An 18,032-nucleotide genomic window follows, 5' to 3' on the forward strand; every position below is an offset into this window, starting at 1 on the left:
ATGCACCAAGTTTTACGAGAGGCGGGAAATCCTTGTCTGGTGAAATCTATACAAAAGAAATGCAGCATATCCAGCAGCTGAAAAAGAAAATCAGCTTTTTGGAACAAGAGAATAAGCGGCTGAAGGATGAAAAGAATTGCAGAGAAATGGTCGAGGAGCTGAAAACAGCGGCCTTTGAGAATTCCAGTGAAGGAATGGTCATACTGGACGAAAAGGGAGTAATCCTGGAAGTAAATTATGCAATAAAAGATATATTTCACATCCACAAAAAAGATATGGTTGGGCGTAACCTTACTCACTATCTTCCGCAAGAGTACAGAGATGATTTGAGGAACTGGATCAGCTTACAGTCTTTCGAAAAAGACGCAAAAACAGCTGTTCTGTCAATGGCAAATCCCGCGAGAGACTCCTTTTCTGAAATCCATATATCCAGAATAACTAAGTATCCATATTTTTTAGCTGTTTTAAAAGATGTCACGTATTTGCGCTATTTAGAAAGAAGGCAACGAAAGGATGCTGCTTTATTTCACGATTTCTTTACAGAAGCACTAGATGGAATCGTTCTATGGAAGGAAAACGGCGAGATTGTCTCAGCAAATAAGGCAGCTTTGGCTATCTTTGAAAGCAGTCTGGAAGAAATGAAACGGAAAAAAATCAGTGATTATGTCTATAAAAAGGACGACAGCTATATTCATATTATTAAAAGCTTATGCAGCAAAAACTCCCATCGGGATGAGCTGATGTTTTTGATGCCGAATGGGCAAAAAAAGCTGCTAGAGTTCACAACAAAGCTTCATTCTGTTGAAGGTCTTCATATGAGTATTTTTCGCAATATTACAGAACGCTATAATATGGAACTGGAGCTGCTTGACAGCAAAAGCATGTTTGAAACAATTTTTGAGGAAGTATTTGATGGTGTTATTCTATGGGACAGGGATTATAACATAAGTGATATTAATAAAGCCGCATTGCGAATGCTTCAAAAGGATAAAGAAAGTTTGCTTGGCTTAAACCTGATTGATTATTTGCCAGAAGGGAAATCAATTGGAGAAGAGATTAAGCCAAAACTTCTTTCATTAAGAGAGGAAGGGCAGAACAGAGGTATCTATACTGCCTCCTTTAACGGAGATGATTGGACACAGCTGGAATTTCGGAACAAGTATAATATATATTCTGGCTTTAGCATAACCGCTCTAAGAGATATAACAGAGAACGCGATACTCGAGGAGCAGATAAGAAAGTCCTCCACCCTTCATGTTATCGGGGAGCTTGCAGCTGGAATTGCCCATGAAATCAGGAATCCAATGACTGCATTAAAAGGATTCATACAATTACTAGAAAGCAGCAATGACAGTGAAAAGCATCCGATGTATTTCACTGTTATTAAATCAGAGCTCAGCAGGATTGAGACGATCATCAATGAATTCCTACTGCTGTCAAAACCGCAAAACGTTAAGTTTGTTAAAGCGGATTTGCAGCAGATTATGAATGAGACACTAGACCTTCTCAATGCACAAGCGGTCTTATATAATGTTCAATTTACAAGAAATTATACAAATTCCCTTACAGAAATGTTTTGTGAACCAAACCAATTAAAAAAAGTCTTTATTAATATTGTCAAAAATGCGATTGAGGTGCTTGAAGTAGGAGGAGAGATCAAGACAAGCATAAAGTCCACTCCGGAATATTTTCATATCACAATTGAAGACAATGGCAATGGGATGAGTAAAGAGAAACTAGCAAAGCTCGGAGAACCATTTTATACAACGAAGGAAAAGGGCACAGGCTTAGGCTTGATGGTTTCCTTCAAAATTATTAAAGAGCATGCTGGGAAAATTGAAGTAGAGTCGGAAGAGGGGGAAGGTACGAAATTTCATATTTATCTTCCGCGTAAAAAGCAATGAAGCTCAAATCAACATAATTTTACGTAATAAAAAGACTTCTTGACAGCACAGAAGTCTTTTTATTATTATCTAATTAGATGATTATCTAATTTAGGAGTGGTTATATGCAGTTAGACAGGCTGGTCGCTTTCCACAAAACAATCGGTGATCCAACAAGAATCAGAATTATTGCTTTACTAGCAGCAAAGCCGTGGAATGGTACTGCTCTTGCAGGCAAATTAGGATTGACAGCACCTACTATCACACACCATTTAAAGAAACTGCGAGAAATAAATGTAGTGTATGAACGAAGAGAAAAAAACACGATTTATTTTTATTTAAATAAATCAGTCATTTCCCAACAGGCAGAAGCGCTTGTTAAATTGTCTCTATTGGAGAAAGGAGAGCAGTCGTTGGATATGAATAGGAATAATGAAGAAGCAGCTAAGATTATCGAGAATTTTATCGGTTCAGACGGAAGGCTCAAGAATATCCCTGCACAAAGAAAGAAGAAATTAATCATCTTTCGCCATATCATAAAGGGGCTTAAAGAAGGCATAAAATACGAAGAGAAAGAATTAAATGAATATATCAAAAGGTTTTTTGATGATTATGCGACGATTCGCAGAGAATTTATCATTAACCATTTCATGTATAGGGAAAATAATATTTATGAATTGAACCCGGAGGAAATGTGGGCAAAATGATAGGGATAGAATCATCTATCCCTATTTCTTATCCATAATATTCTGGTCTTCTATCAGAGAAAATTGGAATCATGTTTCGTACCTCGGATACTTTAGCTAGGTCGATGGTCCGTGCTAGGATTTCACTGTTTTCTCCTGCTTCTCCGACAATTTCTCCCCATGGGTCAATTATCATACTATGGCCTGCGAAAACATTTGCAGGATCAGAACCGCTTCTATTGCATGCGACCACATAGCACTGATTTTCAATAGCTCTGGCAATTAAGAGTGCTCTCCAATGAGCAAGCCTTGCAAGCGGCCATTCTGCTGATACAAACAGCACATTAGCTCCTTTGGAAGTGTGTGTACGGACCCACTCCGGAAATCTAATGTCATAGCAAATCAGACCTGCTGCCGTTTCTCCATTCAGCTGAAAGAGCCCAGTTGCTGTTCCGCTTTGTAAATAAAGATGTTCATCCATGAGTTTAAATAAATGGAGCTTGTCGTAAGTATGTATTAACTCTCCTTCTTTATTAATGACAAGAAGTGTATTAAAAATCCCATCCTCCTTTTTATTGGCAACAGAACCTCCGATAATGTGAACTTTATAGCTCCTAGCGAGATGTTGCAAAAAGCTGATTGCCTTCTCTGCATGTTTATCTGCAATAGTGTCAAGATGTGGCAAATCATAGCCTGTCGTCCACAATTCTGGCAGAATGACAATATCTGTCTGCTTTCCTGCACAGGCTTCTTTAATCCATTTTTCAGCAGCAAGAAAATTCTGCTTTGGATCACCAAAAACAATATCCATTTGAATGATGCTTATGTTCCATTCCAGAAAAATCACCCTCTATTCATCTTGAATTTTATCGCTTATAATGAAAAACAACATTTACGTTTACTTCCCTTGCTTCTTTTATAACATAAATAATTTGAATATTATATATTTTCTAGGTGAAGTGCATCAAGAAAAAAGACGACTGTATTAAAATACGTGTATTAATTTAGAAAGAAGGTAGAAGGAATGAAGGAATATCGTCAATCAGCCTTGTTAGACAGACTCCCAGTTCAATTTTTTGCATCTCTTGTAGAAAAGGTAGCGTCGTACACCGAAAAGGGCTGTGATGTAATTAATTTAGGTCAAGGCAATCCTGACCAACCAACACCTGAGTATATTGTTAAAAGCCTGCAAAATGCTGCAGAAAAGCCAATCAACCATAAATATTCCCCTTTTAGAGGTTATCCTGCCTTAAAAAAAGCGGTTGCTGAATTTTACAAGCGAGAATACGCCGTAGATTTGGACCCGGAAACAGAGGTGGCTGTTTTGTTCGGAGGAAAAGCTGGTTTAGTGGAAATACCTCAATGTCTTCTTAATCCAGGTGATACGGTGCTGCTGCCAGACCCTGGCTATCCTGATTATTTGTCAGGTGTGGCACTTGCACAAGGTGAGATGGTTATGCTGCCTCTTGAAGAGAAGAATCAATTTCTTCCAGATTATAGTAAGCTTTCTAATTCTGTGCTGGAGAAAGCAAAATTGCTGTTCTTAAATTATCCCAATAATCCGACTGGGGCTACGGCGACGAGTGAATTCTTCCAAGAAACAGTATCTCTAAGCCTTGAACATGATATTTGTGTAGTTCATGATTTTGCTTATGGAGCAATTGGATTTGACGGAAAAAAACCAATCAGTTTTCTCTCCACCCCGAAAGCGAAGGATGCCGGCATTGAAATCTACACCTTATCGAAAACATTTAATATGGCAGGATGGAGAGTAGGCTTTGCAGTAGGAAACAAAAGTATAATCTCTGCACTAAACCTTTACCAAGACCATCTGTATGTCAGTTTGTTCGGAGCAGTACAAGAAGCAGCTATCACAGCTCTGACCAGTTCCCTTGAGGAAGTAGACAAGCTAAACAGCATGTATCAACGAAGAAGGGATGTCTTCATCAATGGATTAAAAAGTATCGGCTGGAAGGTGGAGGCGCCGAGCGGCTCGTTTTTTGCATGGCTGAAGGTACCTGACGGCTATACTTCTGAGCAGTTTGCAGACTATTTATTAGAGAAGGCTCATATTGCTGTAGCGCCAGGAACAGGATTTGGAGAATATGGAGAAGGATATGTCAGAGCAGGCTTGCTCACATCAGAAGAACGGCTTTTAGAGGCTGTAGAACGGCTCAGAAAGCTGGCTAATGAATAACTTGCAAAAACCCGTCGTAAAGTAAAGCAGGCGGGTTTTTCCTTTTCTGAAAGAAAACGTCGAAAATAAAGGCTAAATAATGTAAAATTTTGTATGGTGATTTAGCGATAAAAAGCACTTAAACAATAATATTTTTCAAAAATAAAATGAAAGCGCTTCATGTTTTTGGGGGGTTATGGAGGTTTTTGAAGGTTTATTTGTCGAAAATCCAGTTATTTTTTGACTATTCTAATTCCAAATACCTATTTTAAAGAAAAAAATGTCTAATATTGCGATTCTATTTACTTTTATTTATTTTCTTGTAATAATTCATCAAGTAAACGTGAATTTGTCTTTACAAATAATTAATATAAATACGATTAGGAGGAAAAGAAAGTGCAACCGAGGAAACAAGAATTACTGCTTGCTATCCAAAAGAAGAGAGAGGTGATGATTGAGGAAGCACAACGTTCAGGGTATACGAGTGAGGAAACAGTCCGATACAGTCAGGAACTCGATGAGCTGATTTTTCAGTATCAATTGCATGTTCGGCTGCAAAAGACAAAGATGAATTTTGTGAAAAAATCCTATAAATCAATGATCGTATGGCCAAAGCATCTCGTCTACCAGCACAAAAAGATTTCAGAGATACTATGAAACATTTACAACATTGCCTTCCATTTAAAAAAGAATACGTTAATGGCTGAAAGTCAATATCCTTTCTTCTCGCCTCCTTGGGACAATCTGTTATATTCCAAATATAAAAGACAACGAGAGTTTCTTGTAACAAATCAGGTAAAGTCATTTCGATTTTGCGCCATGCATTATTTTATCTGGAAAAGTAACGATGTTTTTGTACATAAGGAAAGTTTTCTTTTATTAAGAAAAACAGCATGAAGGATGATGACAAAACAAAACCTTCGATTAATGCTGAAGGGTTATGGACAGTTTACGCATTTAAGATTAGCATCTATCACTATATCCCTTCTAAGAGTTTTTAATAAAGTATGAAAGCAAGAGCCATCGTCGCCTCGCCTCATTAAGAAATGTAGAAAGCCCTTATATAGATAAGGACTTTTTGCTAAAGGCTCTGATATGTTTTGTTATGAATTTAACGGCAGGATAATATCCACTTTCGTACCTTTGTTTTCCACACTTGAAAGATATATCTCCCCATTGAATGATTGAATAATTCTTCTGCATACGACAAGACCTAAGCCTGTTCCAGATGACTTGGATGTATAAAACGGTTCAAACAGCTTTTTCAGTTCTGTTTCAGGAATACCTACACCAGTGTCATATACCGTAATGCTGACACGATTATTCAATTCTTTTAATTTAATTGTCAGTGTACCGCCGTTTTCCATTGCTTCTAATGCGTTTTTCGTAATGTTTAGAATGACCTGTTTCATTTGATCAGCATTGCAATATACAAACAGCTTTTTTTTGGCAATTTCAAAATGACATTCTACGTTATAAAGATTTGCCTCTGAGAGGATCAGGGGCTTTAATTCTGTAACAATGTTTTCAATGTTTAAAAGCTGTTTTTTAAGTTCTGTCGGTTTGCCCAAAATCAGAAACTGGCTGACTATTTCATTAATTCTATTAATCTCTTTTTGAATAATCGAGAAGTAGAATTGATCTTCCGCATCCTTATGCTTTTCACTTAACAGCTGTACGAGGCCCTTGATGCCAGTTAAAGGATTTCTAATTTCATGTGCAGAACTAGCGGCCATGTTGCCGACCAGTTCGAGCTTATGCAGTTCATTTTCTTTATTTTCTTGGTCTGCTTTCTTTTTGTGATGATAAAGAATGATGACAAAATACAGTAAATGAAAACATATAAAGAAGATGAGCAGTAAAGGCCAGTTCTTTGTTAAGATTTTTTCGGTTTTAATTTCTTTTTGCTCTACAATTATCTTCCAAGGTAAGCTGTTCATAGGCAAGGCAATTGTGGAGCTGCTTAGAGATATTGGTTTATTCATACTTAATATAGTTTCTTTTTCTTCGCTAATAACGGCAATATTGCTTTTGGGTGTGAGCATTTCCATCACATTCGATAAATAATCGACCCTTAAATAAGCAATAATTAAGTTCACCACATGCTGCTGATCATCTAAAACTGGCTTGGCAAGACCGATTACTTTTTGTCCATCGACAAGGTAATCTGTTTTGTTTGAGACGGTTGCAATTTTTGCTTTAATGGCTTCTTTTACATAATCTTCTTGAGGGATAGCCATTTCTTCAATTTTCCTGTCTGTTCCAGCAATTCTATTGCCAGCAGGATCGAGTATGTAAATTCCTCCATACATTTGCTCCTGTAACAGGAGCTTTTTCAGGAAGATATTTTGTTTAGCTTTATCCCAATTACCTGAAGAGGATTCCAGCATGATGCTGACAGTATTCAATGAGTTAATCGTTTTATTAATAAAATTATCCCATTGCCTTTGATGAACAGAAGCAATTCTGTATGCATTTCTCTCATGCTTTGCGACTTCTTCCTTTTCTTTTGTAAACAATAATATCCCTGCTGCCAGAAGAAACGGGAAGATGGCAACAGTTATATATATTAATAATTTTTTAACAATCATACACATCTTCTCCATTAAAAATAACCAATTTATGTTTTAAGTAGATTTGTTTCTAAACTTATAATATACCATAAATTCCAAAAGAAGTAAGCAACTAGATGCCTATCTTTCGATTAAACAAATTGTCTGTAAACAATCCTGTTGATTCATTCGGAAAAAAAGGGTATGGTAAGAAGAGAAATTGACAAATACAAGGAAAAAAAGTATAATTAATTTGAATTCGAGATATTTTTATATAAAGGAAGAATAAATATGGGCAATGAAGAAACAAATCAATCATTAAAATTATTTATTGTGCTGTCAAGAGCATATCGAGCAATTAACGAAAACGTCAATAAACTTATTCACACATATGGATTGAATCCAACAGAATTTGCTGTTTTAGAACTGCTGTATCATAAAGGTGATCAGCCTTTGCAGCAAATTGGTGGAAAAATTTTATTGGCAAGCGGAAGTATCACGTATGTTGTGGATAAACTTGAGGAAAAAGGCTATTTGAAAAGGGTTGCCTGTCCTACTGATAGAAGGGTGACATTTGCATCCATTACCGACAGCGGAAAAGAAATGATCGAAACAATCTTTCCAAGCCATGAACAAAGAATTCATGATCTAATGTCTGAGCTTTCCACTGAAGAAAAGGAAACCGTCATACAGCTTGTAAAAAGATTAGGTCTTTCTGCCAGCGGAAAAAAATAACCAATTTGTTTAAAGAGGGGAGATACCCCTCTTTTTTTTATACTAATAATATATTAGTATAAACAAGTTTTACTAAGAATGCAGGAATATAGAGGCTCGCTGTATAATAAGAATAGTTGGATAAGAAATTAGATTTATTTCCGTTATACAACTATAATTATGAAAGCTTTGCGAAAAATAAAATAGCTTGGAGGAACATACGTGAAATTTTCAGCATTTACATACGAAAGACCAGATGTAACTAGCATAAAAAAAGAGATGGGTGCATTATTAGAAACCTTTAAAACTGCTGAAAATCTCGAACAGCAGATTGCAGTAATTGAAAAAATCAATAAGATCCGCAACAATGTTTCCACACAGTTTAATATTTGCTATATACGCCATTCGGTTGATACTGCTGATGAATTCTATCAACAGGAGCAGGATTATATTGACGAAATCTCTCCTGAAATAGAAGGGTTAGAAACGAAGTATTACGAGGCACTTGTGCAATCGAAATTCAAGGATGAGCTTGAAGCGAAATGGGGCAAACAATTATTCGCTTTAGCAGACGCTCAGCTGAAAGTCTTCTCCGAAGAAGTAATGTCATTGCTGCAGCAGGAAAATAAGCTGTCAACAGAATATACAAAGCTAATGGCTTCTGCAAAGATTCATTTTGAGGGTGAAGAAAGAACATTGGCACAAATGGAGCCTTTTACTGAATCGAAAGACCGTGCTGTCCGGAAGGATGCAAATGAGAAGAAGTTTGCCTTTTTAGCGGAAAATGAAGCACAGCTTGACCGGATTTATGATGATATGGTTAAGGTCCGCACCGAAATCGCAAAGAAATTAGGATACAATAATTTTGTTGAGCTTGCTTACTACCGTATGTATCGCACAGATTATGATGCAGAGATGGTTGCTAAATTCAGAGAGCAGGTAAAGGAGCATATTGTTCCCCTTGCATCTAAGTTAAAAGAAAGACAGAAGAGCCGAATTGGCGTAGAAGAACTAAAATTTTATGATGAGCCGTTCAATTTCTTATCAGGTAATGCAGCGCCTAAAGGTGATTCAGAATGGATCCTTGAAAATGGCCAAAAGATGTACAATGAATTGTCAAAAGAAACAGGCGAGTTTTTTAAACTGTTAAATGAAAATGAACTGATGAATTTAGTCGCTAAAAAAGGAAAAGCCGGCGGAGGGTACTGCACTTTTATTGAGGATTATAAGGCGCCGTTTATCTTTTCTAACTTCAATGGAACTTCCGGTGATATCGATGTATTGACACATGAAGCAGGACACGCATTCCAGGTGTATTCAAGCGGTGCTAATTTTGATATCCCAGAATACTACTGGCCGACATATGAAGCGGCAGAAATACATTCAATGAGCATGGAGTTTTTTACATGGCCGTGGATGGACCTGTTCTTCCAGGAAGATGCAGATAAATATAAATTTTCCCATTTAAGCTCCTCCTTGCTTTTCCTTCCATACGGAGTGTCTGTTGATGAGTTTCAACATTGGGTTTATGAAAATCCGGAAGCAACACCGAAGGAAAGAAAGCAGGCCTGGAGAGAAATTGAACAAAAATACTTGCCGCATAAAGATTATGATGGAAATGACTATCTAGAAGGGGGCGGCTTCTGGCAAAGACAATCCCATATTTACACATCTCCGTTCTATTATATTGATTATACGCTTGCCCAGATTTGTGCCTTCCAATTCTGGAAGCGATCAAGAGAGAATCAGGAGGAAGCTTGGGCTGATTATGTGAAACTATGCCAGCTGGGGGGAAGCCTGCCTTTCACAGAACTGGTGAAGGAAGCAAACCTGATATCTCCATTTGAAGATGGCTGTGTGGAATCAGTAATTGGAGAAATTGATGCATGGCTTCAATCTGTTGATGACAGCAAGCTTTAAAGAGGAAAAGAAGACGTTTTAGAAATAATTTATGGCTTTCCGACAAAGTAAACGATGTGCGGATAGCGAATATGATAATGAGCATCGCCGGCAGTTAATGGAATATGGTCAATCGCGACCCCGCTCCATACTTCATCTAATGCTCCCATTGTTATAATAACGCGCAGGTTTTTGTCTAATAGGTGATCAAGAAACACAGGCTCTGCTGAGACAGTATAAGCAGGGGATAATTGCTTCATTATATCGGGAAATTGTTTAGAAAATGTATAATGGAAAAGGGCAGTTTCGTTTAAAGGTGCTAAAGTCAGAGAATGAAATATAGGCAAAAAAAACCGGCAAGGAATACTCCTTGCCGGTTTTTTCGTTTACTCATATATTTCTGTTTTAATTTCTTTTTCAGAAGGGTCCCATATCATAATTGCTTTTGATTCTTCATTTGTTCCAGACAGTTGAACAGTAATCGGTAAATAATCCGGAAGTATTTGTGATTCAATTTTGCCGCCGACATACTCTATCATGGCTGTTGTTTCAGAAGAGGTGATATTAGGTGCTTCAATATCAAGGGTAATATTGGACAGCTCGTCTTCTTCATAGAGAAGCTTTCCGGTCATGATAATGTTCAATGATTTAAACTGTGTTTGTATATCTTCTTCCAGCGTCGAAAGAACATTCGATAACGAGCGGTCTAAGCTTTCAAATGTACTCGAAGGGAAGGCGATATACTTTCTGTTAATGTCATTCCATTTAGCAATAGTATTGTCGTTTTTGTCAATATAAGAGGAAGCTAAAAACTTACCTGGCACGATATTGCCTTTATTTGTTTCTTCATAAAGAGTTAAAAATATTGGAACATCTGGGATATCGCTGTTCGCTCTTATTCTCTTCAAAATCGTTTCTGCAATTTTTTTCCCTTGTTCTTCGACTTCGTTTTTACCGTTTTCTGTTTGATCTACCTTTATTTCGTCTGTATAAACCAATCCTGCATCATCTGTTGCTCGAATATAATAGATTTTATTTAAGGAAACAGCTAAAGAGATGCCTTGAATCTTTCCTTTGCTATTCACATAATCTTGTTCGAGCACATGTGAAAGCACCTTCGGATTTTTCTTTTCGTCCTTTAATATGTCGCCAGTATCTGTTAACGATGGGTTTAAGCCATTTTTGTCATCTGACTTTCTTGCAATCCAGCTGTTTATCGTTGCTGAATCCAAATATTGCCCTTCTTGCAGATAGTAGTTATCTGTTGGGAATTGGTCTGTTGATAAATCCATCAAGCCCATTTCCAACTCTTTAATGTCGACTAGATTATCGACATTGTTTACTATTGCGCCTCTTGCAATATTTACTTTAACAGGCTCTGCAATTCTGTAAATTTCTTTGTTTTGTATGACAGTAGTTGGAACAGTTTCTTCTGTGCCTCCATTGCCAGTGTCGTTATTACAAGCAGCGAGCAGTGTCACTAAAACCGTACTCAGTAATAATTTCTTGTATTTCATTAAAGTAGCTCCTAACCAAGTAAAAATATGTAGAAAAAATGAATACCATTTATATGGTAACATGTTAATGTCTTATTAAATTACAAAAATATAGAGTGTAAAGCCAATGTTTATTCTACCATGTAGATTTTCTTTAGTAAAATGATGTCTGATTTGTAGGGGAGCTAAATGAAAATAGTATCTCACCTTCTGGATATTACAGCTCTGTTTTTGTTGTATTTGTTAAAATGAAGGAAAAAGATGTAAATTATCCGTTGGAGGTTTAATATGTTTGCACCGAAATGGAGTAAAGTAAAAAAGCATTTACAAAGCTTTATATGTCCATCCTTAATAAACAGAGTCGATTTTTTGATTATCAATTATCGTAAAGTCCATGATAACTTAGGAAGAGCGGTTATTACGGTGGATAAAAAAGAAGTATGGAATATGTGTACAATAACAGCTGAGCGAAAAAAATTAGAGAATGTCAGAACATAAGTTTACGTAGATGATTTAGATGGTTTTGTCAAAACAACAGCGAGAGGGGACTTTGCTCATAAACGCATGTAGGAGGAGAGCTTTGCCCAAGCTGATTTTTTTGATGGGCTGCAACAATACTTCAGTACACAAATTCACGTATCCTTGCAATCAAGCAATATGCTGATAAAAATCTTAGCTCTGCTTGATAGACGTGTCGGTAAAAGGACGTTAATACGCCTTTTTGACTCTATCCAAACAGAATCGGAACTTGTGCAATTCTTTTACAAGCTAAGATGTGAAGCTTGTGGGATAAATGTTTATAAGTAAAAAAAAAACGCTCAGAAATGTTCTGAGCGTTGAAGCATTTATTGGACAACCGTGCTGCTGTTCACTTGTTTAATGATGATGTTATCATCTTCTAATACGGCAGTAAGTTCGCCAGCCTCTGGTTCATCTAAGATAAAGTCAGCAAGGCTGTCTTCAAGATGCTCTTGAATGACTCTTCTTAGCGGGCGTGCACCAAAGTCTGGGTGTGTTCCCAGTTCTACCAGTTTTTCTTTTGCTTCAGCAGTAACAGTTAAAGTGATATGCTGTTCTGCCAGTGCATCTGAAAGGTCTTCTAATAATAAATCAGTAATTTTTAGCAAATGTTCTTTTTCTAATGATTTAAATTCAACGATTGCATCAAAGCGGTTTAAGAATTCCGGTTTAAAGAAATTGCCTAATGACTGAAGCAGAGTGCTTTCTTCTAATGCAGCGTTATTCTCAAAACCAACGACGATGCGTTTATGGCCGATGCCGGCGTTGCTTGTCATGATGATAACACTGTCTTTAAAGCTTACTGTTCTGCCTTGGCTGTCAGTCAATCTGCCATCCTCTAAAATTTGCAGGAAGATTGACTGAACGTCTGGATGTGCTTTTTCAATTTCGTCTAACAGAATGATGCTGTACGGATTGCGACGTACTTGTTCTGTTAACTGACCTGCTTCTTCATGGCCGACATAACCGGGAGGAGAGCCGATGATTTTGCTGATGCTGTGTTTTTCCATGTATTCACTCATATCTAAGCGAATCATGCTGTCTTTGCTTCCGAATAATTCATTCGCTAATGTTTTTGTTAATTCCGTTTTACCAACACCAGTCGGTCCGACGAATAAGAAGCTTCCAATTGGTCTGTTTTTAGATTTCAAACCTGCACGGCTTCGTTTAATTGCTTTCGCCACTTTTAGAACAGCCGCTTTTTGACCGATGACTTTAGCTTCTAAATTATCTGCCAAGTTTTTCATTTTTTGCTGTTCATCCTGTTGCAGCTTGCCGACAGGAATGCCGGTTTTCTTCTCAATCAGCTCTTGAATCAGCGTAACATCTACAACAGGTTTTTCTGTATTTGGATTATTTAATGCTTTTTCAAGCTCCTGTTCCTCTTTGCGCAAGCTTGCAGCTGCTTCATAGTTTTCTTCTTTTAACACAGCCTCTTTTTGTTTAGCAATCTCTGCTAGACGGTTATCAATTTCCTCTGTATTTGTGTAGCTTGAAGCTAAGTTCATTTTAGAGCCGGCTTCATCAAGCAAATCAATTGCTTTATCTGGCAAGAAACGGTCTTGAATGTAGCGGTGTGACAATTCTACACATGCTTTAATTGCTTCATCTGTGTAAGCTACTTCATGGAATTTTTCGTATTTATCTTTAATTCCCTCTAGTATGGCAACAGCTGCCGAAACAGTTGGCTCAGCCACTTGGATCGGCTGGAATCTTCGTTCAAGTGCAGCGTCTTTTTCAATTTGGCGATATTCCTTTAACGTTGTTGCACCAATGATATGCAGTTCGCCCCTAGCAAGAGCCGGCTTAAGGATATTTCCAGCATCCATAGAGCCTTCAGCTGATCCAGCTCCCACCAGCTGATGAATTTCATCAATAAAGACGATAACATTTTTTCTTTCTTGGATTTCCTGAATAATTTGCTTCATACGTTCCTCAAACTGACCGCGTATGCCTGTGTTTGTTACTAAGGAAGCGACATCAAGCAAATAGATTTCTTTGTTTTTTAATTTCTTAGGTACATTGCCTTCTGAAATTTTAAGCGCCAAGCCCTCTGCGATTGCTGTTTTACCAACACCTGGCTCACCAATCAGGACTGGGTTGTTTTTATTTCTTCTATTTAATATTTCAATCACTCTGTCGATTTCATTCTCGCGGCCGATAACTGGATCAATCAGACCTGCATGAGCTAAATGATTTAAGTTTTTTCCGAATTTATCTAAAATACCATTTGTTTTATGAGATGGAGCTTCTTGATTTTCTTTGCTTGCCCCTGATTGTTGAAAGTTTTGATTAAATGATTTAAACAATTCATCAAAAGGGGAAGATTGTTGGAAAAACATTTGGTTAGATGTCATTTTTTGTTTTTCTTTTTGATAGCAGCTGTGGCATAGATTTACATTGTTTTCTTCATTATTTAGAACAAAACGCAGGCTCACATTTGCATGGTTAGTTTGGCATATTTGACATTTCATATAAAAATCCTCCTTTTGGAATTTGATCAATTTTGACCTTTTGTAATTATGATTATACTTTGACCTTTTTTGACTTTCAACTATTTTGCCTGATGAAATTATTGGAAATTTAATGGTCCTTTTAAAAATCCACCTAAGAAAAAGGAAAGATTACAGACACTTTAGCGGAAATAAAAGCAGATTACAAAGAAAATGCTCGTCATTGTTTGTCCATTTTGTCATATAGATTAGATAAGGAGGGAAATATGTGAAAAACAAATGGAGTGGAGCCTTTCAGCTTGCAGCTGTATATGTAGGTACTGTTGTGGGAGCTGGTTTTGCAACAGGTAAAGAAATAGTAGAATTTTTCTCTCAGTTTGGCATGATCGGTTTGTTTGGGATACTTGCCTCTGGTCTAATATTCTCTTATTTAGGCTCAAAACTAATGAGAATATCGGTAAAAATAAAAGCGAGATCATATCAGGAATTTACAATATTTCTGTTCGGCAGAATAGCAGGAAGTCTAGTCAATGTCTTAATGCTTATCATGCTTATTGGAGTATGTGCTGTCATGCTGTCAGGGGCAGGAGCTGTCTTTGAAGAGCAGCTTGGGTTAAGCAAATCTTTTGGAGTTATCTTTACCATAATTCTTTCATTAATTGTTATGCTTGTTGGTATGAAGGGATTATTTGCGGTTAATACATTTGTAGTACCTATAATGATAACTTTCAGCTTCATTTTGTTTTCTTTGTCGATTCAGCTGCCTGGCTTTATGGATCGTATTGATGATTACACAATGGTGGATTGGAAAGGGCTGACATCTCCATTTTCTTATACAGCATTAAATCTTTCTTTGGCGATTGCTGTACTTGTTCCGGCAGCTTCAGAAATAGGGGATGATGAAACAGTAAAATGGGGTGGGATAATCGGTGGTATTGCTTTAATGTTTATCCTTCTTTCGAGTCATTTTACGTTAATTATGCTCGAGAATATCGACAGCTACGCGATTCCGATGGCGTCTATTATGAGAAATCTGGCTCCAAATCTTTCTTGGATATATATTCTTGTCATATATGGGGAAATCTTCACTTCTGTCATAGGCAATGTTTACGGGTTGGAAAGGCAATTGAACCAGTATATAAAAATCCCGGGCATCCTCATTATTGCCTTAATCTTTGCAGTATCTTATTTGATCAGTTTCATTCACTATGGAACACTGCTGTCTTATCTATATCCGCTTTTTGGGTATATAAGCCTTGTTTTTTTACTGCTGTTATGGGCAAAGCCGATTCCACAAAAAAATGTCTGACTCCAAAGAGCCAGACATTTTTACTTGTTAGTTAATAAGCGCTTGCAGTGGGGAAGGGATGCGGCCGCCGCGGTCAACAAGCTTTTGAGAGCTGTACGGATTAACACCCATAACTGGAGCTCTGCCAAGCAAGCCACCGAATTCAACCATTTCGCCTTCTTTTTTACCAGGTACAGGGATTACACGAACAGCAGTTGTTTTTTTGTTAATCATTCCGATTGCTGCCTCATCAGCGATAATTGCCGAAAGGGTGGCAGGTGAAACGTCTCCTGTAAGTGCAATCATATCAAGTCCAACAGAGCAGACACATGTCATTGCTTCTAGTTTTGACAATGTTAAGCTGTCATCAAGAATTCCGCGAATCATACCATTGTCTTCGCTGACAGGAATGAACGCTCCGCTCAAGCCGCCAACATAGGAGCTTGCCATTGCGCCACCTTTTTTCACAGCATCGTTCATAAGTGCAAGTGCTGCAATCGTTCCGTGTGTACCGACACGTTCAAGACCGATTTCTTCCAATATATCAGCAACACTGTCATTAATAGCATTCGTCGGTGCTAAAGACAGGTCCATAATTCCAAATGGAACCCCTAGGCGTTCTGCTACCACTCGACCAATCAGCTCACCAGCACGGGTAATCTTGAAAGTTGTCTTTTTAATAATGTCAGAAACCTCTCCTAAATCTGCATCAGGATATTTTCGCAATGCATTAAGCACAACACCAGGTCCGCTGACGCCAACATTAAGAACAACTTCTCCTTCACCAGCTCCATGGAAAGCACCAGCCATAAATGGATTGTCCTCAACAGGATTACAAAAGACAACTAGTTTTGCACATGCTAATCCGTTTTGGTCTTTCGTCCGTTCCGCTGCGTTTTTAATGATAATTCCCATTTGTTTCACAGCATCCATATTGATTCCAGTCCTTGTAGTAGCAACAGAGATAGATGAGCATACTCTTTCTGTTACAGCAAGCGCTTCAGGCAGTGCATCAAGCAGTGTTTGATCACCTTTTGTGATGCCTTTATGAACCAATGCAGAGTAGCCGCCGATAAAGTCAACATTCAAGTCTTTTGCTGCTTTATCCAAAGTTTTTGCCAGCTCAATTGCTTGTTCTACTGTTGCATTTCCAAGAATTTCAGCAATTGGAGTAATAGAAATCCGTTTGTTGATGATAGGGATTCCATATTCTTTTTCCGCTGCTTGGGCAACCTCTGTAAGCTTGCTTGCATAAGTAGTGATTTTGTTATAAACAGCGCTGTTCATTTTATTGAAATCAGAGTCAGCACAATCATACAGGCTTATCCCCATTGTAACTGTACGGATGTCCAAATTCTCCATTTGGACCATATTAATGGTTTCCATCATTTCATTTAATGCAATTTTCACTTTTTTTCCCTTCTTTCTTAGACACGGTGCATGGATTGGAATATGTCTTCTAATTGGATATTAATTTTTAAACCAAGCTGATTGCCCAATTCATCCAGCTGCTGGCGCAACTCATCGAGATTTTCTTTTTGAGTAATATCGACTATCATCATCATCGTAAAAAAGTCCTGTAAAATCGTTTGGCTAATATCCAAAATGTTGACATTGTTTTCTGATATGATTGTAGTCACCTTGCTGATAATTCCTACTTGATCTTTACCTACTACACTTACAACTGCACGTCGTTGCTGCATGATATCACCTCATTATAATGATGGTCTTTTGTTAAGAACGCCTTACAAAGTTTTAGTTGTTACTGCATATTCTGCTGCTACCCCCTAAAATTATGTAAGCTTAAGGTAGTGGTTCTTATAAAAAAGACAATTACAATTTGTACACGTTAAAAGAGAGAAAACGTTCCTTCCTAAAACAAAAAAGAGATTGGAATTCCTCCAATCTCTAGTCCAAAGAATAACGAATACACTATAAAAGTATAGATCAGTTACTCTCCTGTCCTTTTACCTGAGATTGTGAATCCTTCGGTGCCTTGAAAAAGGTCTCTCCAGAAGCTGCTCCTGCCATAGTGTAATCCATGACATTCAACGCACGCTATTCGTATATAAAATTATATTTGTGATGTTATCAGTTTTTTTTGATTTGGTCAACAACATTTCTTCCAGCAAGAATTACTGGCAAATAGGTTGACGCTGGATAATTTAAAAAACTCCGCTCATGCTAACAATAGCAAGAAAGGAGGTGCACTATGTCTAAGGCAAAACGAGAAGAAGAAAGAGAGTGGACTGTCCGTAAGCAGAAACAGAAGCCGCACGGAAAGGTTAAAACAAAAAAAGAGCTTGCTGAAGAGTAGAAGCTATTTATACTTAGAGTAAATAACAAGAAGCCGGCATAGCCGGCTT

15 protein-coding genes, 1 pseudogene and 1 riboswitch are annotated in these 18,032 nt (G+C 37.5%); of the genes and pseudogenes, 9 read left to right on the top strand and 7 right to left on the bottom strand.

Going from position 1 to position 18,032, the window contains the following annotated elements:
* Positions 1-32 precede the first annotated feature (32 nt).
* A complete protein-coding gene (locus MKX82_RS06245; RefSeq protein ID WP_341075791.1) occupies positions 33-1,904 on the top strand; it encodes a PAS domain-containing protein in 1,872 nt (623 codons plus the stop codon).
* Positions 1,905-2,008: 104 nt separating this feature from the next.
* Entirely contained in the window at positions 2,009-2,590 is a 582-nt protein-coding gene (locus MKX82_RS06250) for a DUF2087 domain-containing protein (RefSeq protein ID WP_233314650.1), read from the top strand.
* Between the two features lie 28 nt (positions 2,591-2,618).
* Here MKX82_RS06250 and MKX82_RS06255 read toward each other — a convergent pair whose 3' ends face one another.
* On the bottom strand, positions 2,619-3,407 hold the full coding sequence (locus MKX82_RS06255) for a carbon-nitrogen family hydrolase (protein WP_341079420.1): 789 nt from the start codon (positions 3,405-3,407) through the stop codon (positions 2,619-2,621).
* A gap of 186 nt (positions 3,408-3,593) precedes the next feature.
* Here MKX82_RS06255 and MKX82_RS06260 point away from each other — a divergent pair, with 186 nt between their 5' ends.
* Together MKX82_RS06260 and MKX82_RS06265 are read left to right on the top strand one after the other, a co-directional pair.
* Positions 3,594-4,766, top strand: coding sequence for a pyridoxal phosphate-dependent aminotransferase (locus tag MKX82_RS06260; protein ID WP_233314648.1), 1,173 nt, complete (start codon positions 3,594-3,596; stop codon positions 4,764-4,766).
* A gap of 375 nt (positions 4,767-5,141) precedes the next feature.
* A complete protein-coding gene (locus tag MKX82_RS06265; RefSeq protein ID WP_233314647.1) occupies positions 5,142-5,402 on the top strand; it encodes an aspartyl-phosphate phosphatase Spo0E family protein in 261 nt (86 codons plus the stop codon).
* 446 nt (positions 5,403-5,848) lie between these two features.
* Here the strand turns inward: MKX82_RS06265 and MKX82_RS06270 are convergent, their stop codons facing one another.
* Complete coding sequence (locus tag MKX82_RS06270; RefSeq protein ID WP_233314646.1) at positions 5,849-7,336, bottom strand: PAS domain-containing sensor histidine kinase; 1,488 nt, start codon at positions 7,334-7,336, stop codon at positions 5,849-5,851.
* A gap of 252 nt (positions 7,337-7,588) precedes the next feature.
* On the opposite strand from MKX82_RS06270, the gene MKX82_RS06275 reads away from it, so the two are divergent.
* Both MKX82_RS06275 and MKX82_RS06280 read left to right on the top strand, forming a co-directional pair.
* Entirely contained in the window at positions 7,589-8,032 is a 444-nt protein-coding gene (locus MKX82_RS06275) for a MarR family winged helix-turn-helix transcriptional regulator (protein WP_233314645.1), read from the top strand.
* Between the two features lie 201 nt (positions 8,033-8,233).
* Positions 8,234-9,931, top strand: a complete 1,698-nt coding sequence (locus MKX82_RS06280; RefSeq protein ID WP_341075795.1) for a M3 family oligoendopeptidase — start codon at positions 8,234-8,236, stop codon at positions 9,929-9,931.
* A 29-nt stretch (positions 9,932-9,960) separates the two neighbouring features.
* Here MKX82_RS06280 and MKX82_RS06285 read toward each other — a convergent pair whose 3' ends face one another.
* Together MKX82_RS06285 and MKX82_RS06290 are read right to left on the bottom strand one after the other, a co-directional pair.
* Entirely contained in the window at positions 9,961-10,170 is a 210-nt protein-coding gene (locus tag MKX82_RS06285) for a DUF2642 domain-containing protein (protein ID WP_233314643.1), read from the bottom strand.
* Positions 10,171-10,296: 126 nt separating this feature from the next.
* The gene (locus MKX82_RS06290) at positions 10,297-11,427 is read right to left on the bottom strand and encodes a CamS family sex pheromone protein (protein ID WP_233314642.1); all 1,131 of its coding nucleotides are present in this window, start codon (positions 11,425-11,427) and stop codon (positions 10,297-10,299) included.
* Between the two features lie 267 nt (positions 11,428-11,694).
* On the opposite strand from MKX82_RS06290, the pseudogene MKX82_RS06295 reads away from it, so the two are divergent.
* Positions 11,695-12,213: pseudogene (locus MKX82_RS06295) on the top strand (SF0329 family protein).
* Between the two features lie 38 nt (positions 12,214-12,251).
* On the opposite strand, the gene MKX82_RS06300 reads toward MKX82_RS06295, so the two are convergent.
* The gene (locus MKX82_RS06300; protein WP_251644617.1) at positions 12,252-14,399 is read right to left on the bottom strand and encodes an ATP-dependent Clp protease ATP-binding subunit; all 2,148 of its coding nucleotides are present in this window, start codon (positions 14,397-14,399) and stop codon (positions 12,252-12,254) included.
* A 247-nt stretch (positions 14,400-14,646) separates the two neighbouring features.
* Here MKX82_RS06300 and MKX82_RS06305 point away from each other — a divergent pair, with 247 nt between their 5' ends.
* Positions 14,647-15,687 carry a YkvI family membrane protein gene (locus MKX82_RS06305; protein WP_233314636.1) on the top strand — a complete coding sequence of 347 codons (1,041 nt, stop codon included), beginning with the start codon at positions 14,647-14,649 and terminating at the stop codon, positions 15,685-15,687.
* A 27-nt stretch (positions 15,688-15,714) separates the two neighbouring features.
* Here the strand turns inward: MKX82_RS06305 and MKX82_RS06310 are convergent, their stop codons facing one another.
* Both MKX82_RS06310 and MKX82_RS06315 read right to left on the bottom strand, forming a co-directional pair.
* A complete protein-coding gene (locus MKX82_RS06310) occupies positions 15,715-17,076 on the bottom strand; it encodes a PFL family protein (RefSeq protein WP_341075798.1) in 1,362 nt (453 codons plus the stop codon).
* A gap of 17 nt (positions 17,077-17,093) precedes the next feature.
* Positions 17,094-17,369: an ACT domain-containing protein gene (locus MKX82_RS06315; protein WP_233314633.1), complete on the bottom strand. Its 276-nt coding sequence runs from the start codon at positions 17,367-17,369 to the stop codon at positions 17,094-17,096.
* Positions 17,370-17,615: 246 nt separating this feature from the next.
* Positions 17,616-17,691, bottom strand: a riboswitch (glycine riboswitch).
* Positions 17,692-17,878: 187 nt separating this feature from the next.
* Here MKX82_RS06315 and MKX82_RS06320 point away from each other — a divergent pair.
* Positions 17,879-17,983, top strand: coding sequence for a DUF6254 family protein (locus MKX82_RS06320; RefSeq protein ID WP_233314632.1), 105 nt, complete (start codon positions 17,879-17,881; stop codon positions 17,981-17,983).
* Positions 17,984-18,032: the final 49 nt, after the last annotated feature.

Source organism: Niallia sp. FSL R7-0271 (assembly GCF_038005785.1).
GTDB lineage: Bacteria > Bacillota > Bacilli > Bacillales > Cytobacillaceae > Niallia.